Origin of the sequence: Enterobacter sp. ECC-249 (assembly GCF_043965265.1) — a bacterium.
Taxonomy (GTDB): domain Bacteria; phylum Pseudomonadota; class Gammaproteobacteria; order Enterobacterales; family Enterobacteriaceae; genus Enterobacter; species Enterobacter quasiroggenkampii.
Genome location: NZ_CP143662.1, coordinates 1 through 25,214 on the forward strand (window position 1 = coordinate 1; position 25,214 = coordinate 25,214).

29 protein-coding genes are annotated in these 25,214 nt (G+C 53.3%); 5 read left to right on the forward strand and 24 right to left on the reverse strand.

Going from position 1 to position 25,214, the window contains the following annotated elements; all coding sequences use genetic code 11:
• The 3 genes from V1587_RS22245 (at position 1) to V1587_RS22255 (ending at position 2,338) form a co-directional block, all read left to right on the forward strand.
• Positions 1-918, forward strand: a complete 918-nt coding sequence (locus tag V1587_RS22245) for a RepB family plasmid replication initiator protein (RefSeq protein WP_050511221.1) — start codon at positions 1-3, stop codon at positions 916-918.
• Between the two features lie 615 nt (positions 919-1,533).
• Positions 1,534-1,803, forward strand: a complete 270-nt coding sequence (locus tag V1587_RS22250; RefSeq protein ID WP_064790902.1) for a DUF1778 domain-containing protein — start codon at positions 1,534-1,536, stop codon at positions 1,801-1,803.
• A gap of 4 nt (positions 1,804-1,807) precedes the next feature.
• Positions 1,808-2,338, forward strand: coding sequence for a GNAT family N-acetyltransferase (locus V1587_RS22255; protein ID WP_252064466.1), 531 nt, complete (start codon positions 1,808-1,810; stop codon positions 2,336-2,338).
• A 221-nt stretch (positions 2,339-2,559) separates the two neighbouring features.
• Here the strand turns inward: V1587_RS22255 and V1587_RS22260 are convergent, their stop codons facing one another.
• The 7 genes from V1587_RS22260 to V1587_RS22290 all read right to left on the reverse strand — a co-directional run bounded on the left by V1587_RS22260 (position 2,560) and on the right by V1587_RS22290 (position 7,530).
• On the reverse strand, positions 2,560-2,778 hold the full coding sequence (locus V1587_RS22260) for a plasmid partition protein ParG (protein ID WP_232101232.1): 219 nt from the start codon (positions 2,776-2,778) through the stop codon (positions 2,560-2,562).
• Positions 2,775-3,398, reverse strand: coding sequence for a ParA family partition ATPase (gene parA / locus V1587_RS22265; protein WP_322408298.1), 624 nt, complete (start codon positions 3,396-3,398; stop codon positions 2,775-2,777). Before parA ends, V1587_RS22260 begins: the two co-directional genes overlap by 4 nt.
• 206 nt (positions 3,399-3,604) lie before the next feature.
• Positions 3,605-3,991, reverse strand: a complete 387-nt coding sequence (locus V1587_RS22270; RefSeq protein ID WP_049001901.1) for a plasmid partitioning/stability family protein — start codon at positions 3,989-3,991, stop codon at positions 3,605-3,607.
• Positions 3,992-4,033: 42 nt separating this feature from the next.
• The gene (parM, locus tag V1587_RS22275; protein ID WP_395314631.1) at positions 4,034-4,993 is read right to left on the reverse strand and encodes a plasmid segregation protein ParM domain-containing protein; all 960 of its coding nucleotides are present in this window, start codon (positions 4,991-4,993) and stop codon (positions 4,034-4,036) included.
• A gap of 1,653 nt (positions 4,994-6,646) precedes the next feature.
• Positions 6,647-6,949 (reverse strand): HigA family addiction module antitoxin, encoded by a 303-nt coding sequence (locus tag V1587_RS22280; RefSeq protein WP_047626395.1) that lies wholly within the window; start codon positions 6,947-6,949, stop codon positions 6,647-6,649.
• Positions 6,949-7,230 (reverse strand): type II toxin-antitoxin system RelE/ParE family toxin, encoded by a 282-nt coding sequence (locus V1587_RS22285; RefSeq protein ID WP_047626394.1) that lies wholly within the window; start codon positions 7,228-7,230, stop codon positions 6,949-6,951. Before V1587_RS22285 ends, V1587_RS22280 begins: the two co-directional genes overlap by 1 nt.
• A 30-nt stretch (positions 7,231-7,260) precedes the next feature.
• Positions 7,261-7,530, reverse strand: coding sequence for a hypothetical protein (locus V1587_RS22290; RefSeq protein WP_395314615.1), 270 nt, complete (start codon positions 7,528-7,530; stop codon positions 7,261-7,263).
• Positions 7,531-7,971: 441 nt separating this feature from the next.
• Here V1587_RS22290 and V1587_RS22295 point away from each other — a divergent pair, with 441 nt between their 5' ends.
• Together V1587_RS22295 and V1587_RS22300 are read left to right on the forward strand one after the other, a co-directional pair.
• On the forward strand, positions 7,972-8,931 hold the full coding sequence (locus tag V1587_RS22295; RefSeq protein WP_395314616.1) for an ArdC family protein: 960 nt from the start codon (positions 7,972-7,974) through the stop codon (positions 8,929-8,931).
• A gap of 479 nt (positions 8,932-9,410) precedes the next feature.
• Positions 9,411-9,842, forward strand: coding sequence for a hypothetical protein (locus V1587_RS22300; protein ID WP_395314633.1), 432 nt, complete (start codon positions 9,411-9,413; stop codon positions 9,840-9,842).
• Between the two features lie 31 nt (positions 9,843-9,873).
• Here V1587_RS22300 and V1587_RS22305 read toward each other — a convergent pair whose 3' ends face one another.
• The 17 genes from V1587_RS22305 to V1587_RS22385 form a co-directional block, all read right to left on the reverse strand.
• A complete protein-coding gene (locus tag V1587_RS22305) occupies positions 9,874-10,401 on the reverse strand; it encodes a phospholipase D family protein (RefSeq protein WP_032640114.1) in 528 nt (175 codons plus the stop codon).
• Entirely contained in the window at positions 10,394-11,140 is a 747-nt protein-coding gene (mobC, locus tag V1587_RS22310) for a MobC family replication-relaxation protein (RefSeq protein WP_395314617.1), read from the reverse strand. Before mobC ends, V1587_RS22305 begins: the two co-directional genes overlap by 8 nt.
• A gap of 15 nt (positions 11,141-11,155) precedes the next feature.
• Entirely contained in the window at positions 11,156-13,063 is a 1,908-nt protein-coding gene (locus V1587_RS22315; RefSeq protein ID WP_395314618.1) for a type IV secretory system conjugative DNA transfer family protein, read from the reverse strand.
• Between the two features lie 656 nt (positions 13,064-13,719).
• Positions 13,720-14,118: an H-NS family nucleoid-associated regulatory protein gene (locus V1587_RS22320; RefSeq protein ID WP_032640107.1), complete on the reverse strand. Its 399-nt coding sequence runs from the start codon at positions 14,116-14,118 to the stop codon at positions 13,720-13,722.
• Complete coding sequence (locus V1587_RS22325) at positions 14,115-16,316, reverse strand: type IA DNA topoisomerase (RefSeq protein ID WP_032640105.1); 2,202 nt, start codon at positions 16,314-16,316, stop codon at positions 14,115-14,117. Before V1587_RS22325 ends, V1587_RS22320 begins: the two co-directional genes overlap by 4 nt.
• Positions 16,316-16,618, reverse strand: coding sequence for a hypothetical protein (locus V1587_RS22330; protein ID WP_032640103.1), 303 nt, complete (start codon positions 16,616-16,618; stop codon positions 16,316-16,318). Before V1587_RS22330 ends, V1587_RS22325 begins: the two co-directional genes overlap by 1 nt.
• Complete coding sequence (locus V1587_RS22335) at positions 16,619-18,064, reverse strand: YadA-like family protein (protein WP_395314619.1); 1,446 nt, start codon at positions 18,062-18,064, stop codon at positions 16,619-16,621.
• A gap of 290 nt (positions 18,065-18,354) precedes the next feature.
• Complete coding sequence (locus V1587_RS22340) at positions 18,355-18,672, reverse strand: TrbM/KikA/MpfK family conjugal transfer protein (RefSeq protein WP_032640101.1); 318 nt, start codon at positions 18,670-18,672, stop codon at positions 18,355-18,357.
• Between the two features lie 89 nt (positions 18,673-18,761).
• The gene (locus V1587_RS22345; protein ID WP_032640099.1) at positions 18,762-19,163 is read right to left on the reverse strand and encodes a cag pathogenicity island Cag12 family protein; all 402 of its coding nucleotides are present in this window, start codon (positions 19,161-19,163) and stop codon (positions 18,762-18,764) included.
• Positions 19,150-20,199, reverse strand: coding sequence for a P-type DNA transfer ATPase VirB11 (virB11, locus tag V1587_RS22350; protein ID WP_050511226.1), 1,050 nt, complete (start codon positions 20,197-20,199; stop codon positions 19,150-19,152). Before virB11 ends, V1587_RS22345 begins: the two co-directional genes overlap by 14 nt.
• A gap of 3 nt (positions 20,200-20,202) precedes the next feature.
• Positions 20,203-21,399 (reverse strand): VirB10/TraB/TrbI family type IV secretion system protein, encoded by a 1,197-nt coding sequence (gene virB10 / locus V1587_RS22355; protein ID WP_395314620.1) that lies wholly within the window; start codon positions 21,397-21,399, stop codon positions 20,203-20,205.
• Entirely contained in the window at positions 21,396-22,289 is an 894-nt protein-coding gene (gene virB9 / locus V1587_RS22360) for a P-type conjugative transfer protein VirB9 (RefSeq protein ID WP_348943389.1), read from the reverse strand. The genes virB10 and virB9 overlap by 4 nt, the downstream gene beginning before the upstream one ends.
• Positions 22,282-22,968, reverse strand: coding sequence for a virB8 family protein (locus V1587_RS22365; protein WP_064790891.1), 687 nt, complete (start codon positions 22,966-22,968; stop codon positions 22,282-22,284). Before V1587_RS22365 ends, virB9 begins: the two co-directional genes overlap by 8 nt.
• Entirely contained in the window at positions 22,961-23,101 is a 141-nt protein-coding gene (locus tag V1587_RS22370) for a hypothetical protein (RefSeq protein WP_032640091.1), read from the reverse strand. Before V1587_RS22370 ends, V1587_RS22365 begins: the two co-directional genes overlap by 8 nt.
• 78 nt (positions 23,102-23,179) lie before the next feature.
• On the reverse strand, positions 23,180-24,178 hold the full coding sequence (locus V1587_RS22375; protein ID WP_395314621.1) for a type IV secretion system protein: 999 nt from the start codon (positions 24,176-24,178) through the stop codon (positions 23,180-23,182).
• A gap of 17 nt (positions 24,179-24,195) precedes the next feature.
• On the reverse strand, positions 24,196-24,480 hold the full coding sequence (locus V1587_RS22380) for an EexN family lipoprotein (protein ID WP_395314622.1): 285 nt from the start codon (positions 24,478-24,480) through the stop codon (positions 24,196-24,198).
• An 11-nt stretch (positions 24,481-24,491) separates the two neighbouring features.
• Positions 24,492-25,208, reverse strand: coding sequence for a type IV secretion system protein (locus V1587_RS22385; RefSeq protein WP_395314623.1), 717 nt, complete (start codon positions 25,206-25,208; stop codon positions 24,492-24,494).
• Between the last annotated feature and the right edge of the window lie 6 nt (positions 25,209-25,214).

Genomic DNA, 25,214 nt, shown 5'->3' on the forward strand with positions numbered 1-25,214 from the left:
ATGTCTAAGAAAGAACAGGAACTTTCTCTCGAAACAGTGTTAGAGGTCATTGGGGAAAATAAGAAACTCATCCCCACAAAAAACGCTACCGTCCAACCAGTTGCTTTGATGCGCCTCGGGCTATTCTTACCCTCTTTGAAACGCAAGGGTAAGGATACCGGTAATATCAACATTGATGCCAGCAAAGAACTTCAAAGCCTGGAGCTGGCCCGGGCTGAAGGTTATACCGACATTCGGATCAGTGGCCCACGTCTGTCTATGGAGACTGATTTTAAGGTTTGGGTTGGGATCATCCTCGCGTTCTCTAAATATGGCCTCAATGGAAACACTGTAGAGCTCCCATTTAGCGAGTTCGCGACCTTTTGTGGTTATCTCCCCAAGGACAAGGATAAAAGCCTTAGAACGCGTCTGGCGGACTCTCTGGCCCGCTTGCGTGGGACGACGATCCGCTTATCGTCAGAGAGTGATAAACAAGGTGTCGTGTCCGGTTTGTTAAGCCGTGGTAAGTGGGATGAAGTAAAAGACACGATGGTACTCATTGCGGATGAGTCGCTTTGGGAGCTCTACCAGTTTGATCGGCAGGTTCTTATTCAGATGTTTATACTCCGGCAGTTGGCCAACAAAGGTACTGCACAGGCTCTTTATACGTTCCTGGAAAGTTTGCCCGAGAAGCCGATTCCTCTTTCGTTTGCTCGTATAAAGCGGCGTCTGATGCTTACTTCACCTAATAACCAGCAGAACCGGGTTATTAACAAGGCGATAGATGAGTTGAAAGCTGTTGGCTACCTTGATGGTGATGTTGTGAAGCGTGACGGTGAATGGCACTTACTCATCGCTAGCCGGACGCCACGCCCGGATATCAAGACAGTGCCAGGTGGTTATAAAGCGGATAAGAAAAACCAGGACGAAGACGAGTAACCCAAACATGTGTTTATAAGGCGGATGAAGTCACGTTTTGGCGTAGTACGGAGGGTTTTTAAGCCCTTCAAATAGCCCTGTCATCCGCTTTATAAACACGAATGCAGTTATATCCATACCTTTAGCTCTCCCCTGCTGTCTGAAAATCCGGTTTATAAGCACGCTCAACGTTTGTGTTTATCGATCCGCTTTATAAACACGATCCGATTTATAAACACACTTCTGCTCCATGCCTCTCTGTGATCCGGATTACAAACACAACCGCTTTACAAACACACTTCAACTCCCAAAAAACTTGCGAGCACCTTCGTAAATCACACATCCCATTAAATCTCCAGTTCATTAAGGTTCTAATGAGGTTTTTTGGGGATTTACTTCAACGGGGAGCTGGTCACAGCAACTACAACATTTCGTACGATAGCTGCCTTTGAATACAACTTGTAGTTGATAGTTTCATTTACCGCCCTTATCATCTATGTACGGTAAAATGCCGTACATATTTTAATTTCTGGCAATTTACAGGTGATAAGCCTAGACAAATTTAAGAGCAATCGGCTCGCACGTAAAAAGAGTTGACCGCCCTTTTTACATCACGGGTGTTCGAGGAGAATGACCATGTCAGCACTGAAGAAACAGCGCATCGATCTTAGATTAAATGAAGACGATAAGAGCATGATCGAAGAAGCCGCGGCAATGACTAACCAGTCAATTTCACAGTTCATGGTTAGCACTGCCTCTGAACGTGCAGCGGTAATTATTAATCAGCACCGCCGCCTGACCCTCAACGAGGAGTCATGGAACGCGGTTATGGAAGCGATCAGTAACCCGCCAGCACCGAACGACCGACTGAAAAAAGCTGCTAAGCGTCTCCAGAATTTGGAGTGATAACATGCGAGGTTTAAAGGTAGAAATTTTTTCTGAGGAAGTTGAGTATGATGTAAGCAACTTCGATTGCGGTGAAGAGTATCTTAATACTTTTCTCACAGACCATCTGAAACGCCAACACATTGGCAAGTTTTTGCGTGGTTATGTGCTCGTCACGAGAGAGGAAAAACCTCGGGTTGTGGGGTACTACACATTGTCTGGGAGCTGCTTCGAAAAGGAGTATTTCCCGAGCAAGACTCAGCAAAAGCGTGTGCCCTATAAAAACGTTCCCAGTGTAACGCTGGGGCGTTTGGCAATTGACAATAGCATTCAACGTCAAGGGTATGGAGAAACGCTTGTAACGCATGCCATGAAGGTTGTGTATCAGGCTTCCCAGGCAGTAGGAATACATGGAATGTTTGTTGAAGCACTCAGCGACGACGCCAAAAAATTCTACCTTGGCCTTGGCTTCATCCAGCTCAAGCGCGAAAATAGTAATGCCCTCTTCTATCCAACCAAATCGATAGAAGAATTATTCGAAGCCCAAGACGAATAAACAAAAGCCCCGCTAGTCGGGGCTTTTGTTTTGTCTTAACAGCATAAGATTCAGTAATTCTATAATCCAATAATCATATGATTATGTGTTTATGAGATTATGTTTTATGCCCTGTCTTTCAGCCAGTTCCTTACCAACTTAGTTACGACGTCCGTCATTTAAACATCATAACATCTTAGAATTCGATTATTAAATACTCATGTACTCATGTGAGCATTTGTTTATGCCCTACCCTTCAGCCAGTCCCTTACAAGTTGAGTGACAACGTCCGTCATTTCAACGTCATCATCGACGCAAGCCTTCTTGAACTCTTTATGGAGATCTTCAGGGATGTTCATCTGCAGTCGTTTAGTGATGACTGACGGCTTCATTACGGCATCAACGGCAGCTGGTGTGGCACGGTTCTGGCCAAGTTTCATTTTCATAGCGGGCTTGCTCATGCAGTTATCTCCAGAATTTCGTTCGTCAGTACATCAATCTCACCTTTTGCTGCGCCGTCATCCGTATCGAATACGGTACTGCCATCGAGCATAACTTTTACGTAAGCCTGACGCTGAGAGATAGACGTTCTGAAGGCTGGTACGCCAGTGTCTTCGATCGAGTCTTTAAGGACAGAAAGCATTTTGCTGTGCGGAATTTTCTTGGTGATGAGAAAGCGAGCTTCCACCGGTTGTAAGTCCTGACGAGCCTCAATAACTGCCAGAATTGCACCGCATGCAGCAAAGTCCAGTGGTGATGGGGTCACAGGGATAACGACCAGATCGGAAACCATTACCGCTGCAGAAGAAATGGCGGAGATAGCAGCTGCACCGTCAATGATTACATAATCATATGATTTTAAGGATTTGCGTACCTGGTAGACCTCTTTCTCACTGGCCGCTTCGGTCAGGTCAAATGCACACTTCTCTTCATCGAACCAGTTACTGATGCTCCCCTGGGGATCAGTATCTACGACGGCAACAGAGAACCCTTTGCGCTGGATAGCCGTAGCAATGTTGATAGTCGACGTCGTTTTACCTACACCGCCCTTCCCATTCAGAATCGCGATAATCTTAGCCATACACCCTCACATGATTGTTTGACTATATGATTATGTAATCATTTGAGTGTTTGCATACATAATCACACTGTATGTGTGAATATTAATCGGCGAGCATGAGTAAAGCAACATGGAATCATGTGTGCATGGAATAAAAAGATTATATGATTTTGTAATCATATAATCTTTTACTCATAGGGGGCATCCCTTGGACGAGCTGCTGGAGGTTAGTCTGGGAGCAAGTTGCGTAGGTTCCTGGCAGAGCCGATCGTTTTGGAAGACTCTTCGGATTTTACTACTTGTGGCTGTAGCGATAGGTCCATGCTGAGGAAAGCTCTAAGAACCGCTTCAATCTCTGTACCAGTTACTCCCGGCTTGAGCATTGAAGCCAAAACTGCTGGCAGTCGGCTATCGACTTCAGCGAGCGCCAGACCTGCAAGAGAAAACTGTCGCATGTGATCTTGGGTTTCACCCGGCAACTCGCTGAGTTTGTCAGCGGCGTATTGCTCATTAACAGCTTTTGTCGGGCGAAGGTAGAAACGAATGTCTTTACGTACTTCTGCTGCAGACGTGTTTTTACGTCCTGGAGCCTTACGCTCAGTTTTATCCGTCAAGTTGACCTCCTCTAAAAAAGGGGGCTTTTAGCCCCTCATTTCTTATCCTATAGCCTTCAGCCCGGTGACCAAGTCAAACTGCGGGTCGTTCGAAACAAAGAAGCGATCCTGCCGGATAGAAGTGTTATCGCGAATAGTGTCCGCAATTAGCGGTGCTCCGCCGCCAATGACCATAATATGTGTATAGCCATCAAAGTCTGCTACAACGTCAAGGACGCGGCGCTGCAGGCGATAGATGGCTTGAGTCATGGCCTTTTTGACATCATCGAGAGCTTCAATCTCGTTGATATTATCGGATAGATAAGCATCATCATGACGATTAATGATCAGATTATCGACGTTAAAGCTGGATGTTTTTGTCTCTGCGCTAGCCAAAGCCTGTTTAACGGCTGATGTTACCAGTGACACACCCAGTTCAGAGTTACCATAGACACGAGAGATTCCCGTCATTTTGCCTACAACCAATGACACATCCAGGGTCGTGCCGCCAAGGTCGATGATAAGCATAGAATGAGATGTGCTTAGTTCGTCGGCCAGACCAACACCTGCTGGGATAGACTCAGGGCGAACCGTTATTTTTTCTATTATAAAACCTGCTTGCTTATTAAGCTCAACCGCGCGCATCAGGCTTTCTTTTTTGCGGTTGATGTTATCCATATTCGGTTGCGCATCTGTATCGAAAAATTCTGCTAGTGGCAGAGTCACTACGATTTCAACTGGCTGAGGAGCAATGCCACTGGTATGAAGCGCATGATGCACAGCAATAACGTTTAAAGGACTGTACTGCCAGGAGACATTGTTCGTTTCAAGAGCTGAAGGGCTAACCAAGTCGTAAGAGTATTTCTCGCCATCAAGAACGTAGTTATAAACCTTCCCTGAACCGAAACTTGCAGACCAGCCTCGTTTGAAACTATTAGGGCTAATGTGTCGGCGTTCGGTGCCGTCAGAATCAGTCCAAAGCATTTTGATGTTGGTAGAGCCATCATCCATAAAAATCTTCATCGTTTCACTCCCGAAAATTTTACATACGCACATTTGCGTCATATGTGCGGCAATTTTGAGTATGATTTGTAATTTAGCAAACATTACCAATGCTGTACATCTGTTCTTGCGTCATTTTTGCGTATAGGCTCTTTCTTGAACCCACTTCATGCGGCATATTTGCGGCGTAAAAGTGATTGTGTTGTAAATCACTTACTCTATGAGATGGCGGGGATATGTAAGAAGCTGTTCGGATTCAATAGCATCAAAAGATTTGATTTGCTCTGGTCACGGTAGCTTTCTGCCGCTATAGGTTGCGTAGGTTATCCCGTGGTTAAAAACCAATCATAGTGTTTGGAAATAAATTACCTGAGCACAACTACGGCAACTTTGCATAACGTGGAGTTGCTATGCCACAAGGGCATGGTTCTGAATAAATGATAAAAGGGGAGTCAGGGGTGGTGATACCATGCTCTGTCGTTTAGTTAAAGCTATGGGCGGCGATCCGGCCTGGTTATAACTAATTCTGTGACTTGCAGCATTACATCTGTCAGTGCATCAGAAGGTATTGCTTATATGCTCATATAATCATGTGATTACATGAGCATATCAGTATTATTTTGGGCAATACATTTCAGAGATTGCTCGCATCACAGAAACGATGCTTTTTATTACCGAATCGAGACCCTACTGTCGTTATGCCTTGCGCGGTCGACTAAAACACGCATGTGTAAATGAAAGAATACCCAACATACTTGTTTATTATGGTCGATCAGTGTAATTGGCAAACAAGCTTGTGTCCGTTACGAAGTGTAGGCTGCAGTAAATGATTCTGTGATTAAATGAGTGTGAGATTATATGATTATAGAATCATGAAATCACTTAAGCAAAGGAGCCTGTGAGTACGAAATGATTTGAGTTTATAAGCAACATCTAGTTTCTCGATATCTGATTCAATAATGAGCTATCGCACACCTTCATTCATTTTCCCGTTGCAACGTCCTGTTGATCGGGTACGCACATTTCTCCGAAATGAGGAATGTTGCCGTTATCGCAATTGGCACTTTCTTGAGGGGCCTCCGCTTAGTCATCTGAGCATTTTAAGAATCGCGGAGAAGGGGAGGGAGGTATCGGCATCGAGAATTTTTTGGCGCCTAACTTTAGTGATCCACATAATTTGGCCTCCTTAACAAAGGTAATATGCTCATCTCTGGACATGACAGTAGCCTCAATGAAAAGAAGAAGTTTCAATGCATCATTTAAACGCGAATCCGTTTAAGTGGCCCTGGCAATAACTACACTGTTGCAGAGACTGCCAGCGCTATGGATATCGACTTTCTCAAACGGGTGAAATGCATTTATCTGGGAAAAACCACAGGTTCTCGCAACGTACAATATGTTAAATAGAGCGTTTTTTTACAAAAAACTGCTGCTGCGGCTTCGAATATTTAACGCAATCTTACATACCTAGTGGGAGCTGACCCTGCGGTGCGAAGTGAGGAGCGCTCACATTTAAGTGAAGCAAAATTCCAAGATCATCGCCGGTTTCAAAAGCATTCGACCAGCCAAAATCCAAAGCCTCAGCAACGAACCAATCTTTTGCGTGAATAAAAAAGCCCCGCTTTAGCGGAGCTTCCTCTATGAGCAGTGATGAAGCTCTAATAAGGGCTTATATTAGTGTACGGCTACGTCACTTTTGACTGTAACCGGCACCACATGGGAGAGGTCGATCTCCTTACGGGCGCGGCTAAGGTCATAGGTCGCTTGCATTGCCAGCCAGAGTCGAGCTGCAATGCCTAAACCGGCCTCAAGTTTCAGTGCCATTTCAGGACTGATCGCCGCTTTACCAGCCGAGACTTTACTCAGCGCAGAAGGGGAAACGTCGAGGTTACGGGCAAGGGCGCGTAAGCTGATTTCGTTATCCTCCAGGTATTCGGTAATCAATCCCCCTGGGTGTGGGGGGTTGAACATCGTCATTAGTGGTAGTCCTCCAGATTCAGTATGTAGGCATCACCATCGATAAACTCAAAGGTGATTCGCCAGTTCGCCCGAACGGTGATCGCATAAAGATTCTTCTTATCGCCTTTCAGTGGGTGAAATTTGAACCCTGGATAGGCGCGGAAATCTTCTGTTGTCGTCGCTTCGTCTAACATCAGGAGCCGGATTTTTATTCTCTCCACATCCTTTGCCTGTACTCCGCTCGGATCGTCGTTCTCAAAGAGCTTTTGTAGCCCTTTGTGCTTGAAACTTTTTATCATTATTGATTCCCTGTTTCTCGACAGGAAACATTATAGCACGCGTTTCTCTTTGCGAAACACTTTTCTGAAAATAACTTGTGATACTGAGGAAGGTGCAAAGCCAAAAGAAAAAATGTACTTAAAAGATATGTAGACCGACACATACGTTTCTATCCACTGGTTCGCCCGGCGGGGCGTCCAGTGCCAGTTGAACTTGTGCGGGTTTTGGACAAAGGCAGCGGTTGTGACGGTCTGACGGCCATCCTGTTCACGGGTGATGGCCGCACGCCAGGCAGCGTCAATTTCATAGCGTCGTGGCATCAGATTCACCTCCTATGCTGTGTATATATGGCATAAAGGACGGTGAAACTACTGCAAGTGATGGGGGAGTGCCGGTCAGAACGTCCCCGAAAACAAACCGCCCCCGGTTTCAGGAAGGGCGTACTGACCGGCAGCGGTAGTGTAACACCACGCATACAAAGGCAGCACTGATGTTGTCAGTGCTTTTTTACCCGTACTCCCTGAGCTGAAGGGCAGTTTCACCCGTGCAGCTAAAGGGGCTGTAAGTCCGGGTGTGCACATCGTCATTCTTTCCTGTGAAGCCTTTCTCCTGCGCATCAGCTTCCGATAATCGTCCCCCGTCACAACCTGGTCAGCAAGGGTAAATGGCACGCTGCGCGCCCCTGCTGACCAGAACGACTCCGGGCAGGCCGAACCGTCAGGCGATACGAAGACGAAATTCACACTGACGGAGAAACAGCCATGACGATGAACCTGCACACCCAGACAACAGCCCCTAAAGCTGCACAGGCGACCAGCGTATCCCCGCTGGAGCAGTCAGGCTCCTCAAAAACGAAATTTTCCAGGGGCAAAGCACGCGCGGGCGCGGTAAAAACAGACCTTTATCAGACAGTAACGGACAGCATCATTGCAGCCCTGGAAAGCGGCGTTAAGCCGTGGGTGTGTCCGTGGGTTCGCAACGGCGCAGCGGCGGGATTACCGGCCAACTTCAGCACCGGCACGGCATACAGCGGAATTAATATCATGCTGCTGTGGTGTAGTGCGGCAAAACAGGGTTTTCAGGACGAGCGCTGGCTGACCTACAAACAGGCGCAGGAGCTGGGCGGCCAGGTTCGTAAAGGTGAATACGGCACGACGGCCATCTTTTACAAGACGCTGGAGAAAGAGGACGAGGACGGGGAAATCGAAAAAATCCCGATGCTGAAAGCCTTTACCGTGTTTAACGTGGAGCAAATCGACGGCCTGAGCATCGAGAGCGTGCCGCAGCCGGTTGCCGGTTTCGATCCGCTGCCGCAGGCGGAAGCACTCATGACCCGGAGCGGGGCAAAAATCACCGAGCAGGGCGTAAAGGCGTTCTATCGTCCGGGCACCGATGAAATCGTCCTGCCGGAGCGGTTCCGCTTCGCGGACGCGGCGAACTTCTACGCCACCGGCCTGCATGAGCTGGTTCACTGGACGGGTGCAGCGTCCCGCCTCAATCGTGAAAAAGGCAATAAATTTGGCTCTGAGGCGTATGCGTTTGAGGAACTGATCGCCGAGCTGGGCAGCGCGTTTCTGATGGCGGATTTGGGGATTACGGGAGAGGTGCAGCATGAAAGCTATATCGCGTCCTGGCTGAAAGCCCTGAAGGGAGACAAGCGCTACATCTTTAAAGCGGCGGCAGCGGCCTCAAAAGCGCACCGCTGGCTGATGGACTGCTGACAGCTGGAGCCCTGCGGTGCAGGGCTTCAGAATTTTTGAAAGAGAGAGAATTAGGGAGGGAATTATATAAGTCGCTGTTTTTTAAAATTCTGTAACGCGGCTGGCATCAGCTGCAGGATGTCCTGCTGCTGATGCCAGCACGGAAAAATAAACCGGAGAGATTCAAAAAAAATGAACCCTTTTTCAGGCGGCAGCCGCTACGTATCCGGGATACGTAGCGGCGCGATATCTTACGTAAAAAATGACGTAACGGCTTTCGCTGCCGCAGCTAAAGGGGCGGTAAGTCCGTGTGTGCACATCGTCATTTTCTCCTGTGATGCCTGTCTCCTGCGTATCAGCTTCCGGTAATCGTCCCCCGTCACAACCTGGTCAGTAAGGGTAAATGGCACGCTGCGCGCCCTTGCTGACCAGAACGACTCCGGGCAGGCCGAACCGTCAGGCGATACGAAGACGAAATTCATACTGACGGAGAAACGACCATGACGATGAAACTGCACACCCCGACAACCGCCCCTAAAGCTGCACCAGCGACCAGCGTATCCCCGCTGGAGCAGTCAGGCTCCCCAAAAACGAAATTTCCTGAAATCAAAACCGTCAAAACGGCGGTGGTTAAACTGATCAGCGACATCGAGGGCAACCTCGATCTGCGTCTGGCATACCGCGAGGCCGTAGAGGGATTGTGCCAGGAGGCGGCCAACCGGATAACCCAGTGCATGCATTCACGCAGTACAGGGCAGACGCTACGTGATCTCCGCGAGCTGCTGTCGGTGACGCTGGACACCATTATTGTGGTGGATTTTGAAGGGCAGCAGACCCGACTTAACTATGGCGGTCGCTCAGATGAAGACGTGATCGCCATGCTGAAAGCGTTGCACCTTGAAGGGCGTAAAACCTGGCTGGAAGTGGAGTAAAAAAAAAGCCCCGTCCGCAGACGGGGCTGATTCAGTACCGGGCATTCATAGGGGTACCCTCATCCCACAGGCGTTTAAATTCTCGCTGGTACGCCTCCCCCAGCTGCGGCGCATCCTCGATCAGCAGCACGTTTTCCGCGTTGCGCGAAACGGCGCTGGCCGTGTAGTTAAACGATCCGGTCTGGACGTTTTTGCCGTCGATCACCATAAACTTGTTGTGCATGATGGCGTAACGGCCGTTAAGGCGAACCGGTACGCCCTGGTTTACCAGATACGTCACGGCAGTGTAGCGGTCGCTGTTGGCCTTTTTGTCGGCCACCACGCGCACGGCCACGCCGCGCCGGTTAGCACCGGCGAGCGCCGTTGCGACCGGCTTACTGGTGAAGCTGTAGGCCGCGACGTCAATGCTCTGCCTGGCGTTGTTTATGGCACCGATCACGACCTCAAGGGCAGGGCGCCCGTCAGACGGTGAAAAACCCGCCGTCAGGACGGGCGCAGCAGTGGAGAAAACAGGCACAAAAAGGGCGGCAGCCATCACCAGAAGGGCGGTTTTACGCATAGTTGTCCAGCTCCAGGCTTTTCAGTTCGTCGAGGGTATAAAAGCGAAAGACATCGCGGTGTTTTGCCTCCAGTGGTACATGCTGGTTTTTCACGATCACGCTGGTAATGCTGTCAAAAATAATCTTCAGGGCGCGCTTTTTCGCCTCGTCCGGGGCGACGTAAAACGCGTACCGCCATTTTTTATCGCTGATAGCCAGCAGGTGGCTCGCCATGATGGACTGATAGCGCGCCTTTGTTTTAATGCGTCGCTCGGTTTCAACGGCGATCGGCCTGCCGTCCGGCAGGCTGATAAGCCCGTCGGGACGGTGTTTGACGCTGTACTGACTGAGGAAAGTTGAACGGTCGCCGTTAATCCACCCCGTCGCGCCGTTCTTCTCCAGCGTCAGGCGCGCGAGCTGGTTATCAAGGTGATGGTCGAGTGACCAGCCGGTCAGGCGGTAGGGTTCAAAGCGGGCGGGCATCACCTTATCGTCGTCTGTCAGGATCACGGCCAGACCGTCGGCAGTAATGCCCCAGATTGAGAGTTTTAAAGAATGGGATTCGTATACGTATTTTTGAATCAGTCCCATCTTCTCAACCTTATTTAACAATGCATAGACTGATTTATGATTTTTGAAATCAAACAATAACTTTAGTATGTTGAAGTCGCTGTAAGTTTCTTCTTTCAAAAAATTCAGGAGAATGCGGATTTTTTCATGATTACGTTCTCGGCGTTCGGTATTGTTCATTAAGAGCATAAAGCCTCCTGAAATTTATAAATCCAGCAATGAATGTACTTCGTCATTTTGGGCGGACTGTGATGCCATCAGCCACTCCTCGTCAGGCTGCACCGGAGGTGAGGGAATTGGCGGTACTGGGGTTTTCTTGGTGGCCGTGGTGCTGTCGGGAAAAATGTCAGGTGCCGGAACTGCCGGAGCTGTCGTATCAAAATCCAGATCCAGTACCGGTTTAACTTCAGCCACGGTAGCCGCTGCAACCGGCGGCAGGGAATACAGTTCCAGCGGGGCTTTTTTAACCTTGAGCGGTGAGATTAACGACGGGAACGCGAGCGCGTTCTGGCTGAAGATATAGCTGACGAACTTCGGCAGGTTCTGGAGCATATTGCTGTCGATGTAATAGCTTTCCGCCTGGCGCAGCATGCGCTCGTTATCGACTTTTTCTGTCAGCACTGCCGTGGTGGTGACTTTCCGGCTTTCATCATCGACTAAAATCGTGCCGGACATGCGCGCAATCCATTCGGCTGTGTCCGGATCCTGAAGTTTATAAACCAGCTTAAACTTGCAGTTTTCCACGACCGCACCCACAACGGCGTCGCCGTTTAAATCCGCCGGACAGTCGCGCAGGTCGGCAATCGACTGGTGCGCCATTAAGATATGAACGCCTTTATCGCGCGCCGCGCCTAACCCTTCGAGCGCAGGTTTTGACAGGTGATATTTAACCTCGTCCTTAAAGATGGCGATGGGGCGGATATTCCCCGCGACGCGGTCGCGTAATTCCGCGAGCTGGAACAGGCGAACTAAAATCATGCGCTGCGCGGTAATGATTTTAGAGTTACGCATTGAGCCGATGATGTAGCAGCAACCGCCTTTGTCGAAAATCTCCTTCAGCGCAAAACCGCCGGGCGCGTTAATGCTGTTGAGCATCGCCAGCTCCTCGGTTTTACCGTGAAAGGCTTTGATCGTTTCGCCGATGCCCTGGACATAATCGCCGTTATAGATATCCCGCACGGTCGCGCCCGGATTATTCTTCACGAACTGCGCCGCCGTTCTCGCCGCCTTGCGATCGTCGATACGGTAAAAATCTGCCGCCTCGCCTTTTTCCGCCAGGCTGAAACCGGCCACGAATAATTCCTCCAGATGATCGGCGGTGATGCCGTCGATAAGGTTCATCTGGTATTCCTGCTTGTTCAGGTCGATAAGCACGAAGGGTTTTCCGGCGTCCGCGCACGCCTTTTTATACAGGTGCGGGGCCCACTCGTCGTTTTTGGGGTCGAGAATAAAAACGCCCTCGTCGGCGAGGATACTCTGATAAAGCAGAATACCGGTTACGACGCCTTTACCGGCACCGGTGGTGCCGATAATGTCGGCGTGCTGGGTCTGCCATTCTTTTAACGGAATATACTGCGGCTCGCCTTCGCGGCTCAGCCCGATAAAAACACCCTTATTCAGATCGATGTAATCCATCGGATCGTATTCGGTGGAGACGGGTAAAATCTCTTTTACCCGGCGAACGTCGGTTCTGCGGTCGCGCTCCATGCTGGTTTTTTTCACCATGCCGCGTTTGACCTTGTCAAATTCAGGCGAGATCAGACGCCGTAAAATTACATGCAGAATAAACCCGGCGACGGTAAACAGCAGCGCCATTGTCCAGCTCAGCAGCGGCGGGCTGGCGATATCTTCCCGGCCATAAATGCGCTGTAAAAACCAGACGGCCACCGGCGCTATCGTGCCGAAAACAAAACAGATCATAGAAAGCAGAATTAAGATCCTTTGCAGAAACGTCGGCTTTTCCTGCCCGCCGTGTCTCGCAGAAAATATAAAAGGCAGCATGACGCCTGACAGCAGCGCTAACGCCAGCTGATGCGCCTGCAAAAAAGCAATAAAAGCCAGGACGGCATTTGCTATCGGCGACAGCAAATGATTCAGTTTGTCGAATATCACGATATTCTCCTTAAGCGTTTCTCGCCTCACCGGCTCGCCTCATACTCTCGGTGAGAGGTATGTGGCGAGCCGGTGAGGCGAGAGCATGAGGCGAGAAAAGGGAAAAAGGCGGTGGCCGCGAAGCGGCCATGATCGCAGGAGGTATACTCCCGCGATCTAACGGCGTGCGGCATTCCGCGCGGGCTGGACGCCCTTACTGCATGTCGCATGGGGGTAATGTCTTGGCTGAACGCCCGGCCAAAACCCCCAAGGTCAAAAGAGGCCACACCGTCGCGCGCTATGCGCGACGGTGTGGGGGGCAAGCCCCCCAAATAAACCGACGCGTGGGCGCGTCTTTTTGCTCGCTTGGGCGGCAAAATTTATTCGGCCCCCCCCGGCTTTTTTCGGCTCACTTGGGGGGAGCGCTCAAAAGTGGGTTCGGCGACGCAAATTAGCAATTTCTTCGAAATTGAATTTACTCGCCTCTCACCACTGCGCTGATTTTACGGTCCGGTGATTAGCAATTTTTTCAAAATTGAATCCCCGGCCTCGCAAATCTTCGCAGCCTGAAAAGCGTCACACCCAGCGCGACTGAGCAGGTTGCTGCTCACCTTAAAAAGCAAAAATATAAAACCGTTGTGGCTGCCAGAGATGCGATGATGATAATTCTTGCGAAACTATTCATTTGAGTTACCTATTAAAAAGCTTTCGAGGGTTTTTCCGGCGTCCAGTTCCTGCTGAATAAAGACCGGTACACGCCCCACGCCTGACCATGTTTTACGCACGCCGTGCTCAACATACTGGTATTTCGGTTTCCTTTTTGCCGACGATGGCGCGGCTGAATTGCCCGCCAGTTCCGCCGCCGAAAAACCTTCCGATTCAATGAGCGCCAGCAGTTCATTGCGCTTTTCCTCGCGCAGGCGGCGCTGATTTTCCTGCTTGATATGCTCCGCGCGCTTTTCATCAAGCGCCGCTGAAATACGCGCGCTCAGCTTCTCCAGAAAGGTGAAATCACTTTCACGTAAAAACTTTTTCAGCGCGCGCTCTGAGGTTAATTCGTCCTGGATACGGTTCATAATTTCAGCTCCTTCGGTACAGATACGTTCAATCCTTTCAGCGGATCGCGGGGTGGATATTCAAAACCGAGTTCACCGGTTTGCGGATTTTTAAGGGTGACGATCATCGAATAGGTATCGTCGTTTTTCTTCGATTTAAAACCTTTAATAACGCCGGTTTTGCCTTTGCCGATTAACGTTTCGGCCTGTTTTGCCGTCAGCTTTTTGCCGCGCACTTCCAGCCAGATTTTGAACTGACAGCCGGTGCAGGCGCAGGTTTTCGGCGTCATAACCAGCTCAGCTCCGCACGACGGGCATTTAACCGCGAGGCGGTTAAGCGCCGTTTTAGCGGGCTGTGTTTCCGCCGCGCTGATGGCAATATCGGCGCTCTCAACCAGGCGGGATACTTCCGCGTAAAGACCATCAATAAACCGCTCAATGGTCATTTCGCCGGTTTCAACTGCGGCCTGTTTTTCAGCCCACACGGCGGTCATATCCGGCTGCGTCACCGAATCGGGCAGGGCATCAATTAACGCCAGCCCGGCGGCGGTCGGGATGAATTTGCCCTTTTCCACGGTGATGTAATCGCGGGTTTTCAGCGTCTCGATAATGGCCGCGCGGGTCGCCGGAGTGCCGATGCCGCCGTGTTCGTCTTTCTTGTCCTTATCCTTCTCCTTGAGCAGTTTTTTAATGCGCGGATCGGCGACAAAATCGGCCACGCGAACGAGGGCAGCGAGCAGGGTTGCCTCGGTAAACAGCGGTAGCGGTTTGGTTTTTTTCTCGGAAATCACCACCTCGCGGCAGGTTAATGTCGCCCCGGTTTGCAGACGACTGATGGCCTCAAACGCGCTGCTGTTTTCGTCCTCGTCGTCGTCTTCCTCCGCATCGCTAAGGAACGCCGTAAAACCCGCGTCCGTGGTTTTACGCGCCGAGACTTTAAACATTTCGTCACCGCATTTGATCTCCGCGATCGCCTCGTCATAGCGCTTTTTCGCCACGAACTGCGCGAGATAAAACTGCGCGATGGCGAGATAAACCTCCTTTTCCCTGTCGGTAAGGCGGCTTAAATCCGGCATGTTCGTCGTCGGAATAATGGCGGTGTGGGCGGTCACTTTTTTACTGTCAAACGCCGCGCTTTTCTGCGCCGTATCGGTGGCAAGGCCGTTAAAAACGTCGAGCGTTTTTAAGGCCGCCACCACCTGCGGCGCGTCGTTAAACTGTTCGTCGGACAGATACGAGCAGTCGGAGCGGTTATAGGTAATGTATTTACCGTCCTTGAGTTTCTGCGTGATATCGAGCGTCTGCTGCGCGGTCAGTTTATGCCTGCGGTTCATATGCACCTGGAGGCGCAGAAGGTTAAACGGCAGCGGGGCGGCTGTGGTTTTTCCCCGGTCAGTGGCCGCCGCGAGCACGCTGGCCGGTTTTCCGGCCAGCGCTCTGGCGAGCCCTTCTGCCCAGGCCTTATCCGTCAGGCGTTTTTTATCGTCAACCGGCGCGTATTCGGACGTCTGCCAGCGGGCGCTGACGACGTCCGTGCCGCTGACAAACTGCCCGGCGAGCTGGTAGTAAAACGCTTCGCTGTGTGCCTGATTGTCGCGCCACCGGCGCACAATCATACCCAGCACCGGAGTCTGGACGCGGCCAACCGAAATCGTGCCCTTATAGCCTTTATCACGGGCTTTCAGGGTATAGCAGCGGCTCATGCTGAAGCCAAAAATGGCGTCACCGGCGCTGCGCATCAGGGCTTTCAGATACATCCCACGAAAATCGCTGTTATCGCGCAGGGAATTGATGGCTTTTTTCACCGCTGGCGCGGTGTTGTCGTTAATCAGCGCCCGCTTCACCGGGCGCGTGTTACCGGCGAACTCCAGCACCTCGTCAACGAGGAGCTGGCCTTCGTCGTCCGGGTCACCGCAGTGGACAATTATTTTGATATCCGGGCGCTGGATCAGCTTCACCAGGGTGTTGGCCTGTTTTGCCACGCTCACTTTGGGCTGAAGCTTAACGGGGTACAGCTTCAGCGGCAGGGTGTCGAGCGACCAGGTGGCATAGGCCGGGTTAATCGTCTCCGGGGGCACCATTTCCAGCACGTGGCCGACGCAGTAGCTCACAATGTCGGTGGAGGATTCAAAATAACCGTCGTGGCGGGTAAAGTTGCCGCCGAGGGCTTTCACAATATCGGTCGCAACGGCGGGTTTTTCGGCGATAAATAGTCTCATTATTCCTGTTCCTTTCTTATTTCGGATCGCGTTACGCAGTACGCCTGATGCGCGTCATTGATGGCGCTGGCATCCAGACGAAAACCCTGTGATGCGGCAATCTCCAGAAAGATTGCCGCATCATCGCCGCTTAGCTTCGTTAGTACGTTTTGCAGCTCGTCCAGGACGCGGTAGTGGTAGATCTCGTAATGCAGCCCGCAGCCGCAGGCCGCATTTTTCTCCGCGCGGTTAATAAGGTTCAGGGCGCTTACGGAATCACCGCGCGTATGCGCCCAGGGGGGAGAAATAAATCCGGGCTTCATTTACCAGCCCCCGGCAAATCCAATGCCGACCGCACTGTTCCTGGATGAATCCCATGAAACATTGAGTCTTACGTTGGTGTTCGGGGATGTTTTGTAATTGACGCCGCCAGCAATCGAGTTGCCGTTCTGGTAATTACCCAGGCCGATACCGTAAGAAAATGAGTTTTCCGCGACATACGGAATCGACGCGATCGCGGTAACACCGGCAACACCGGCATTGAGACGCTTTTCTGCACGGTCAATTTTTGAATTGAGCTGTTTGAATCGCTGATTAGTCGAGTGGCTTAACGCATTGACGCGATTATCGGTATAGCTGGCAGCATTGCTTTCAGCCTGATTCGCTGCGTTTTGCGCGTAGTTAATGCTCTGGTCGTACTTTTCATTGGTATAGCTGTTGGATTGCTCAACTGCCGTTGAGGTGAGGTTATCAACGCGGTGATCCGTGTAATCCTTCGATTTATCGACCGCTGCGGCGGTAGCTGTGTCGGTGTAGTCCTTCGACTTATCGACCGCTGCGGCAGTGGCCGTGTCGGTGTAGTCCTTCGACTTATCGACCGCTGCGGCGGTGGCCGTGTCGGTATAGTCTTTCGACTTATCGACCGCAGCAGCGGTGGCCGTGTCGGTGTAGTCTTTCGACTTATCGACCGCAGCGGCGGTGGCTGTGTCGGTGTAGCTGTTAGCCTGGTTCAGCATGCTGGCGCTGGATGCGTCGGTGTAGCTGTTAGCCTGGTTCAGCGTGCTGGCACTTGATGCGTCGGTGTAGCTGTTGGCCTGGTTCAGCGTGCTGACACTGGATGCGTCGGTGTAGGTGTTAGCCTGGTTCAGCGTGCTGGCACTTGATGCGTCGGTGTAGCTGTTGGCCTGGTTCAGCGTGCTGGCACTGGATGCATCGGTGTAGCTGTTGGCCTGTTTCAGCGTGCTGGCGCTGGATTTGTCGGTGTAGCTGTTGGCCTGATTCAGCGTGCTGGCGCTGGATGCATCGGTGTAGCTGTTGGCCTGTTTCAGCATGCTGGCGCTGGATGCATCGGTGTAGCTGTTGGCGGCGGCCAGCGATGCGGCATCACCTGCCTCACGGGCGGCCTGCTCTGCGGCTATTGCAGAATTGAGCTGGCCGACGTTGGCGGCATCGGTGTCTGCTGTACCTGCTGCAACACTCGTTATCTGGCGCTCATTGCCAGCGCTGCCCACGGAAACCGAGTTATCCCGATCCGTTACAGAACCCGCACCGAGTGCAACGGAGTTATATTTGTTCGCAACTGCACCCTTGCCCACAGATGTGGCGGAATCGGCAAGAGCCTTGCTTTGAGAACCCAAAGCAAGGCTGCCCGTACCCGTCGCCCCGGCCTGAAATCCGGCCGCAATCGAATAATCACCGCTGGCTAAGCTGTTACCGCCGGTGGCGACAGAACCTACACCCGACGCCGATGACTGCGTACCTACTGCCACCGCGCCTGTATTTGAGGAGTTTGCCTGAAAACCAAGTGACGTCCCGTTTGTTACGGCTGACGCACCGCCACCGATTGCCGTGCTGGCTCCTCCTCCTGATGTGGATGCACCATTACCTAAGATGGTTGTTGCGGCGCTCTCAGTGGCAGCCTGCGATGTTGCCGGATAAATCGACAGCATGATTAATGCTGTTAATACTTTGAGTGAGTTTTTCATATTACTGTCCAAAGGAATTAAATAGAGGGCATAAAAAAAGGCGCTGATATGCGCCTTTTATCTGCCGTTAATCATTACCAGCCGCTAAGGCGGCCGAATTTAGAGATGATCTTATTGATTGTGCCGCTGTCAGCTGAGGGACACTGATTGAGCATTTTCTTTCTTGCGTCCGACGTGTGGCCGGGAAGAAAGCCGTGCTTGTTTTTCTTCTTAACTGACATGAACGTTTTATACATCAGGTCACATTCGGCGGGACTGCTGCCGTCAAGCTTTCCGGCCAGGCACAGCACGATCGCGCACGGATCGTTCGGGTCGGCTTTCTGGCCGTCGGCAGCGAACGCCGGGCAGGCGAGGGCGCACAGCAGCGCCGCCGTGATTACGGTATGCTTCATGATTCATTCCTCTGAGGGGATAAGGGCACTAACGCCCGGTGGTTGTTTAACGCCGGTGACGGTCTGAAGGACTCAGACACCTACCGCCGTTATCGGTAGAAGATAATTTCCGACGTGTTGCAGGTCAGGCAGCCGGGGCGGGGACGATACTCAACGATCCCGTGATAGCCGCCATCACGTAACCATGTTTTGGCCGCAAAGTAGCGCTGGCCGTCCGGGGCGTTCACTACCGCCCGCGAGGCGTGCGCCACCGCGTACCACTGTGTGGCCGGGTAAACCCCGCCGGGTTGGAAGTGGGCAAGCACCTGCGACCAGTGCCCCTCCGTTACCGACGAGGCCACGACCAGGCGGTTAGGTTCCCATACCGGCAGGGTGGCCGTTACCGGCTGCGCCGGTTGCGACCAGTTAACGGCCGCAGGCTCCGGCGGCGAGGAGCAGCCCGCCAGGAGGACGGCCAGCGCCGTCAGGCCGGTCAGTTTAGGCAGCATCATTGAAACTCTCCTTCATGGCCTGCATGTGCAGGGGTTTAAAATAAACGTCGTTCATGCGGCGCACGTTGCCGTGAACGTCAACGCTCGCGATAACGTCAACGCAGTGCAGAACCTTGCGCAGCAGAACGTCAACCGGCATGCCACGGCACGCCGGGTGCTCATAGCAACGGTCAATCAGCCCGGAGATACACTCGCGCGGGCTACCCGCGTGAAGGGAGGACATAAACCCCTCGTGCCCGGACTCAATCAGCTTGAGGGCATCCCACGCCTCGCGCCCGCGGACTTCGGCAAGCAGCGGGCGGTCGGGGTTCATACGGTAGATGGCGCGCACCAGTCGATCGGAGGTGACGATCGCTCCCTCCCCGGCGTCTGCCGGATAGAACAGGTGAACGTAGTTTTTCTGGCTGTAAAACTTCAGCTCCGGGTTGTCCTCGATAGTGATAAGGCGCAGCCAGTCCGGGATGTAGCGCAGCAGCATCTTCATGTAAGTGGTTTTTCCCGAACCGGTTTCCCCCACCACAAAGAGCGTTTTGCCGTACTCGACGCACTTTTCCATAAATAGCGGGATATTCCCGCTCTGATAGAGCGCGCTAAGCTCGTCGTCTCTGGATACCACCTTCTCAATACCCTTTACCCGATCATAAAAACCGTCATCGATGTACGACTGATGCGTGCGCTGGAAATAATCCGGCTTACGCAGGGTGATCGAGATGGTGTTGCGCTCGCAGGCCGGGGGCACCACTATCTGGCAGCGTTCCCCGGTCGGCAGCGTGGCCGAGAGGATGGGCGAGGTATCATCAATGGTGTCGTTATTCCACACGGCCAGCGCCCTGGCAAAGGACGAGCACTGGCGCAGCGTGACCGGCGAGGCGTGCATTTCCCAGCGCCCGTTAATTTTTGTGTGGATCTCGCCGGGGCGGTTGATGGCGATCTCCGTCAGCCCCTCCCGGCTCAGGTAGTCCCCGAACAGCAGGTCGCGCAGGTGTGACAGCGCGACGTTGCCCTCTGACGGGGTATCAGTCAGGTTATCGTCCATCGCTTACCTCATGCGCAGTCTGTAGACGTCTGAAAAATCAATATCCGCCCCGGTGACAAGGCCAATCACATCCCCCTGGTTGAGGTACATCGTTGGCGGAATGTTGATGCTGTTTTCCAGCAGCGTTTTTGCCATTTCCGCCGTGGCCGCGCGGGTATTCTCCGTATAGTCGGTGTTGCGATCCCTGCCCGGTGACGAGCCGGAGGCCGCTGCGGCAATATCCTGTACCGAACCGAGCAGGAGGGTATTACCTATCCGCTCCAGCCAGTGATTGTCTATCCAGCCCGCGACGCCGTTCTCGCCCATCGCGCCCACGGCCTGGCTGTCAGCCATCGGAATCACCAGGCGTCCGGGTTCAGGCGTGCGCAGCTCGGTGATGGCGAGAAAAAGCCGCCCCTGCCCGTTTTTCAGCGTTCCGGTGCGGTACAGGCCGCGCGCTTCAGTCCCAGCCGGGATAAGGGTCACGGCATTGCTGGCGCTGTAAACGTCCTCGCTGATAAGACACTTGAAACGCCCGCCCACGTCCGAAACGAAGCGCTGCATCATCGCGCAGGGGATATGTCTGTCGGACGGTATATACAAATCCGGATCGAGACCGAGCCGCTTCACGCCGGTGATGCGCGCCAGCCCGTTATCCTGCGCCTGTCCTGCTGGCGTCGCAGAGCCCGGCGCGGACGCGCTGCCCGCTGACGGTGCGTTACTGCCTGTCGTGCGTTTAGGGGCGCTGGTCGCCGTCGTCGTGGCGCTTTCTGCCAGGGCGCTGACCTTGTCAAACGTAACGGGGGGCGGCGATGCGGGCGGCGGCGCGGCGGTATCGTCCGGTCCGGTCTTTTCCTGCCCGGCGCTGTCTGTCAGCTGCCCCAGCGGGTTCAGATCCTGTCCGATGTTCTGGCGTTCGCGGGCGGGGGAGGTGGTCTGCGTTTCCGGTTCACGGCTGGCGCGCGACGCGCTGCCGTCTCCCTTCAGTTTCCCCATCAGATAATCCCCGCCGGTGGCGATAATGACCAGCAATACCAGGCTGATAACGGCCAGCACGAGCGTGCGGTGGCTGCGTCGCTTCGCGTGCTGCACCACCTGCGGCTGTCCGGGCTGAACCGCACCTGAGGCGGGTTTGTCGCCGTCAATCTCTGCCCGCGCCCGCTCGCGTGCTTCCGCCTCCAGTTCGGCGGCGGTTTTAATGTCTTCCTGTTCGTTCATCATTTGCTCTCCAGTTTCACGTCCGGTGAGACGGTGCTGCCGTTCGCCACTGTGACCTGTCCATAGCTGCCGTTTTCAATACCCACGACCTGGCTGCCGTAGCGCAGCACAAAGCGCGGGGAAAGCGAGCGTAGCACCATCACCCGGAAGTTGCCCTCGGTGCTGAAGGTCGGGGTGATCACCTGTTCGCTGCCGCCGACGATAACCGTCGGCGACGGGATCCGCTTCTGCGGGGAAAAGCCGAGATAGGTAAACCGCCCGTCGTCATACGCAAAATCCGGGGTGATGGACGCCGAGCCTGCCGCCACCCTGCGGGTGTAGTTCCAGTTGCGCGGCGCGGTGGATTTCTTCAGGGCAAGCTGAATGCGCTCTTTTTCCTGCGCGGCCTGAAGCTCCTGCTGACGGGCGAGGCGGGCGGCGTCGTTCTGCCTGCGGGTGTCGTCGGGGTAGCTGAAACGCACCACAAAGGCGAGGTTTCCCGCCTCGCGGTCGCTGTCGATCACGTTCAGCATCAGGCTGTAGTCGCGCTTCGTGGTGGTCACAAACAGGTTGGTCTGCCAGTCCTGCTGTGTGGGGGTGAAAATCTTCTGGACGGTTTTGCCGTCCGCATCCGTGACCGGCTGCTTCACCGGCGCGGGGCTAATCCCCACGCGGTTACGGTCGGGCGTGATCGTCCAGCCCTGCGGAAAACCGGCCGTGGCGGTGATCACCTCCTCGTCGGCGTCAAAAATCAGCGTCGTGATGTAGCCCGCCCGCGTGTTGATAACCGTCGTGTTCTGGCTGTTGTAGGGGATGTTCTGCATGCGGCTGTCAAAGGCGCTGCCGCGCGGCGTTGCCGCACCCCATGCTGATGCGGCGGTCAGCAGAAGGGCACACATCAGCACTTTATTCATCGCTTTTCTCCTTAAACCGCTGATAACTGGTGACCGTGAAGCCGAACGGGTTCACCTCGCGCTCGGAGGCCGTCATTTTCTTCTGCGGGAAATAGCGGTAGGTCATGCGAATCGTCCAGTAATCGTGCGTCTCGGTGTTGTCCTTGACCTTTCGAATGGTGCGCTTGATGCGCATCAGCTCCACCATGCTGGAGCCGGTGCCCGCTGAGGGCACGTTGGAGAGGATTTCCACCGTGACAACATAGGCCGCCTTCTGAAACACGGCGTCCGGGGCGTCGGGGCTGTCAAACCAGTCGAGGTATTCCTTGTTGACCGCGTCGCTGTTGAACATCTGCGTTTCCCTGTAGTCCTGCTGAAGGGCGAAATAGTTGTACCCCTCGCGGCGCTTCACATAGCTTGCGGACTGCGACAGATTGAGCACCTCGGAGGTGTCCAGCTTGTCCTCGCCGACGGTGGTGACGCGCTCGATGCGCCCGGTCTGACGGTCGAGCGTGTACAGCTCTACGGTGGTGGTTTTGAGCGGCAGAAGCAGGATAAGGGCGGAAAGGGCGCAGACGAGCAGCAGCCCGGCGAGCGCCGCCACGATCCAGCCCGCCTTTTTCATGCGCAGATCCCGCTCAAGAATGGCGTTCTCAAACGAGCGCGAGTCGCTCAGGGCTTTGGCGGTAAGTTCAGACATGAGGGGTTAACTCCTGAATAATGGCCGGGGAATTGACCGGCTCCGGGTTGCCCGATACGGGCGGAAGTGAGGTATTTCGCTGTGCGCAGCCTGCAAGCAGGCACAGCATCAGCAGCGTGATGCCGTATTTCATGTTGATTTCCTGTTAGTAAAGACGTGACGAAGCCGCAGGATGCCGTTGCGGCGTCCCGCCGGATTCAGTCATGCGGGGTTATCGTTGATAGCGTTCCTGCATCCTCTGAACGGCGGCGCGTCTGCGGCTGCGCGCATCGCCGGTGGTGCGGGAGGCGGCGGAGGCCGTTGCGCTGCCGGTGCTGTTCAGGTTCTGTGAGGCTTTATCTCCCACGCTACCCGCTGTGTTGGAGACGATTTTCTGACCTGATCCTATTCCTGATGCGGCGAGTGCCTGCGCGGCACCCTGCGCGGATGCCCCTGCGAGCGCCTCGGCGAGTTTCCAGGTCAGCACCATCACGGCAGCGGCACCCGCCGTGCCGAGGAAGACCTGAACGGCCAGGGTCAGGTAGTTGGCCTCCGATGCGTTTGTGGCGCCCGCCAGAATGTAGTCCAGATAATTCATTACTACCGTCAGGGCGATGCCACTGAACAGGGAGGTAAGGATGCAGCCCAGAATAATTCTGAGCCAGTTGCTGAACATATCCCGGAACCATGACCACATCAGGCAATAGATAAAGATCGGCGCGGTTGCCAGCATCAACAGCATCACCAGTTCGGCGATCAGGTTGATGATGGCAGTGATGCCAACCAGTAATATCACGCCAGCCCAGATCAGAAACTGCGCTAATAGGCCTTTGGCTTTTACATATGATGAGTCGTCAAGTATGTATAAATTTTCACCCAAAACCTGAGCCTTTTCCCAGACCGTATCCAGCCGTGTCCATATGGATGCATCGCCGCTGAAGCCGTCCCGCAGGCCGGTGATGGCATCCGAAACGAGATCGAGATAGCCTCCGGCGTTGGTGACGAAAATCATGATGATGAGCATCCGGCTCACGTCCCAGACGATCTCCTCGAAGGGGCGGACAAGCTTGCCTGCCATCGTCTGGTAGGCACGCCACGTGATGTACAACGAGAGCACCGCGACGGAGAACAGATGCGCCATCCATCCCCCCGTCGTGGCGGCCACGTCGTTCAGTACGCTGTCAAACCCCTCCATAATATGGCTGTTTAACCCGACAAATATTCCACTCATGGAGTGTTCTCCGGTTATTAGTTCAGATCCGCGATTGGTTCCTTAGAGCGGGATTGCATTAAGTCTTGCCGGATTTTTCTATAAGCTTCAGCAACATCGGATTTATGTTTTTCACGATGAAGTGCATCACGGGCATGTTGACAATCAACAGGAACAAAATTTTGGTTGAAAATGCACTCCCTGTATTTCGCCAGCATGTCGTCATGGTGCGCCATATACCACTCCACGGAGGTTTTATCCTCGCAGCCGGTCAGCGCGGCCACGGAGGCCAGTACGATAAATGTCAATGTCTTCAGTTTCATGAGGTCACCTGTCAGTTAAGGTCTGCGATAGGAGCGGTGCGCATCTGCTCGGCCTGCGCCTTGCGGCGCTGTTCAGCAAGCAGCTGGTTGCGCATTTCGCTTTGTTTGACGGACATTTCCCACTGTGAGGTCAGCGCGTTCAGCTGGATGCTTCGCGCGGCCACCACGTTCGCCAGATCCTGCGATTCCTTGCTGTCCTTCGCATTCTCAATGCGACCGGCGAGATCGGTAATATCGCGCAGCGTGTCGTCAATTTTTTCCTGAATATCCGAGGTGTCCTCGACGGACACCGCCTGATTCAGGAGCATCTGCTTGCAGCTGTCCCGGTACGCCTCGCTGGCGTTCTCAGGGCAGCTGTCGAACAGCTTGTATTTGTCATACAACCTGTTCAGTTCTCCAGCATACGACCCGCCGGAATTCGTCAACAGGTCGTTTAACGAAATACCCCTGTTTTTCAGATTCTTAATGTCAGTTGTCAGATTTTTCGCCTGGTTCAGGAATGCCTGCACGTCCCGAATGCCGGTGGCCGCCGCCAGCTGTTCCTTATAAGCGTTCATCTGCGCCTGGTAATGTTCGACGGTCTGCTGCCACTGCTGGAGCTTTTCAGCCCACTGCTTTATATCGTTAGCGTTGGCAACTTCATCGAACACGGGAATACCGGCCTGAGCCGGGGTGTGAAAGAGACATAAGGCGACGCTCAGCGCCGCCAGGGTGGTTTTCAGCTTCATGGTGTT

Excerpts from the sequence above, each read along its gene's own strand:
- V1587_RS22245 (WP_050511221.1), top strand. The coding sequence starts at position 1 with ATGTCTAAGAAAGAACAGGAACTTTCTCTCGAAACAGTGTTAGAGGTC.
- V1587_RS22250 (WP_064790902.1), top strand. The coding sequence starts at position 1,534 with ATGTCAGCACTGAAGAAACAGCGCATCGATCTTAGATTAAATGAAGAC.
- V1587_RS22255 (WP_252064466.1), top strand. The coding sequence starts at position 1,808 with ATGCGAGGTTTAAAGGTAGAAATTTTTTCTGAGGAAGTTGAGTATGAT.
- V1587_RS22260 (WP_232101232.1), bottom strand. The coding sequence starts at position 2,778 with ATGAGCAAGCCCGCTATGAAAATGAAACTTGGCCAGAACCGTGCCACA.
- parA (WP_322408298.1), bottom strand. The coding sequence starts at position 3,398 with ATGGCTAAGATTATCGCGATTCTGAATGGGAAGGGCGGTGTAGGTAAA.
- parM (WP_395314631.1), bottom strand. The coding sequence starts at position 4,993 with ATGAAGATTTTTATGGATGATGGCTCTACCAACATCAAAATGCTTTGG.
- V1587_RS22280 (WP_047626395.1), bottom strand. The coding sequence starts at position 6,949 with ATGACGATGTTCAACCCCCCACACCCAGGGGGATTGATTACCGAATAC.
- V1587_RS22285 (WP_047626394.1), bottom strand. The coding sequence starts at position 7,230 with ATGATAAAAAGTTTCAAGCACAAAGGGCTACAAAAGCTCTTTGAGAAC.
- V1587_RS22290 (WP_395314615.1), bottom strand. The coding sequence starts at position 7,530 with ATGCCACGACGCTATGAAATTGACGCTGCCTGGCGTGCGGCCATCACC.
- V1587_RS22295 (WP_395314616.1), top strand. The coding sequence starts at position 7,972 with ATGACGATGAACCTGCACACCCAGACAACAGCCCCTAAAGCTGCACAG.
- V1587_RS22300 (WP_395314633.1), top strand. The coding sequence starts at position 9,411 with ATGACGATGAAACTGCACACCCCGACAACCGCCCCTAAAGCTGCACCA.
- V1587_RS22305 (WP_032640114.1), bottom strand. The coding sequence starts at position 10,401 with ATGCGTAAAACCGCCCTTCTGGTGATGGCTGCCGCCCTTTTTGTGCCT.
- mobC (WP_395314617.1), bottom strand. The coding sequence starts at position 11,140 with ATGCTCTTAATGAACAATACCGAACGCCGAGAACGTAATCATGAAAAA.
- V1587_RS22320 (WP_032640107.1), bottom strand. The coding sequence starts at position 14,118 with ATGAACCGTATCCAGGACGAATTAACCTCAGAGCGCGCGCTGAAAAAG.
- V1587_RS22325 (WP_032640105.1), bottom strand. The coding sequence starts at position 16,316 with ATGAGACTATTTATCGCCGAAAAACCCGCCGTTGCGACCGATATTGTG.
- V1587_RS22330 (WP_032640103.1), bottom strand. The coding sequence starts at position 16,618 with ATGAAGCCCGGATTTATTTCTCCCCCCTGGGCGCATACGCGCGGTGAT.
- V1587_RS22340 (WP_032640101.1), bottom strand. The coding sequence starts at position 18,672 with ATGAAGCATACCGTAATCACGGCGGCGCTGCTGTGCGCCCTCGCCTGC.
- V1587_RS22345 (WP_032640099.1), bottom strand. The coding sequence starts at position 19,163 with ATGATGCTGCCTAAACTGACCGGCCTGACGGCGCTGGCCGTCCTCCTG.
- virB11 (WP_050511226.1), bottom strand. The coding sequence starts at position 20,199 with ATGGACGATAACCTGACTGATACCCCGTCAGAGGGCAACGTCGCGCTG.
- virB10 (WP_395314620.1), bottom strand. The coding sequence starts at position 21,399 with ATGATGAACGAACAGGAAGACATTAAAACCGCCGCCGAACTGGAGGCG.
- virB9 (WP_348943389.1), bottom strand. The coding sequence starts at position 22,289 with ATGAATAAAGTGCTGATGTGTGCCCTTCTGCTGACCGCCGCATCAGCA.
- V1587_RS22365 (WP_064790891.1), bottom strand. The coding sequence starts at position 22,968 with ATGTCTGAACTTACCGCCAAAGCCCTGAGCGACTCGCGCTCGTTTGAG.
- V1587_RS22370 (WP_032640091.1), bottom strand. The coding sequence starts at position 23,101 with ATGAAATACGGCATCACGCTGCTGATGCTGTGCCTGCTTGCAGGCTGC.
- V1587_RS22375 (WP_395314621.1), bottom strand. The coding sequence starts at position 24,178 with ATGAGTGGAATATTTGTCGGGTTAAACAGCCATATTATGGAGGGGTTT.
- V1587_RS22380 (WP_395314622.1), bottom strand. The coding sequence starts at position 24,480 with ATGAAACTGAAGACATTGACATTTATCGTACTGGCCTCCGTGGCCGCG.
- V1587_RS22385 (WP_395314623.1), bottom strand. The coding sequence starts at position 25,208 with ATGAAGCTGAAAACCACCCTGGCGGCGCTGAGCGTCGCCTTATGTCTC.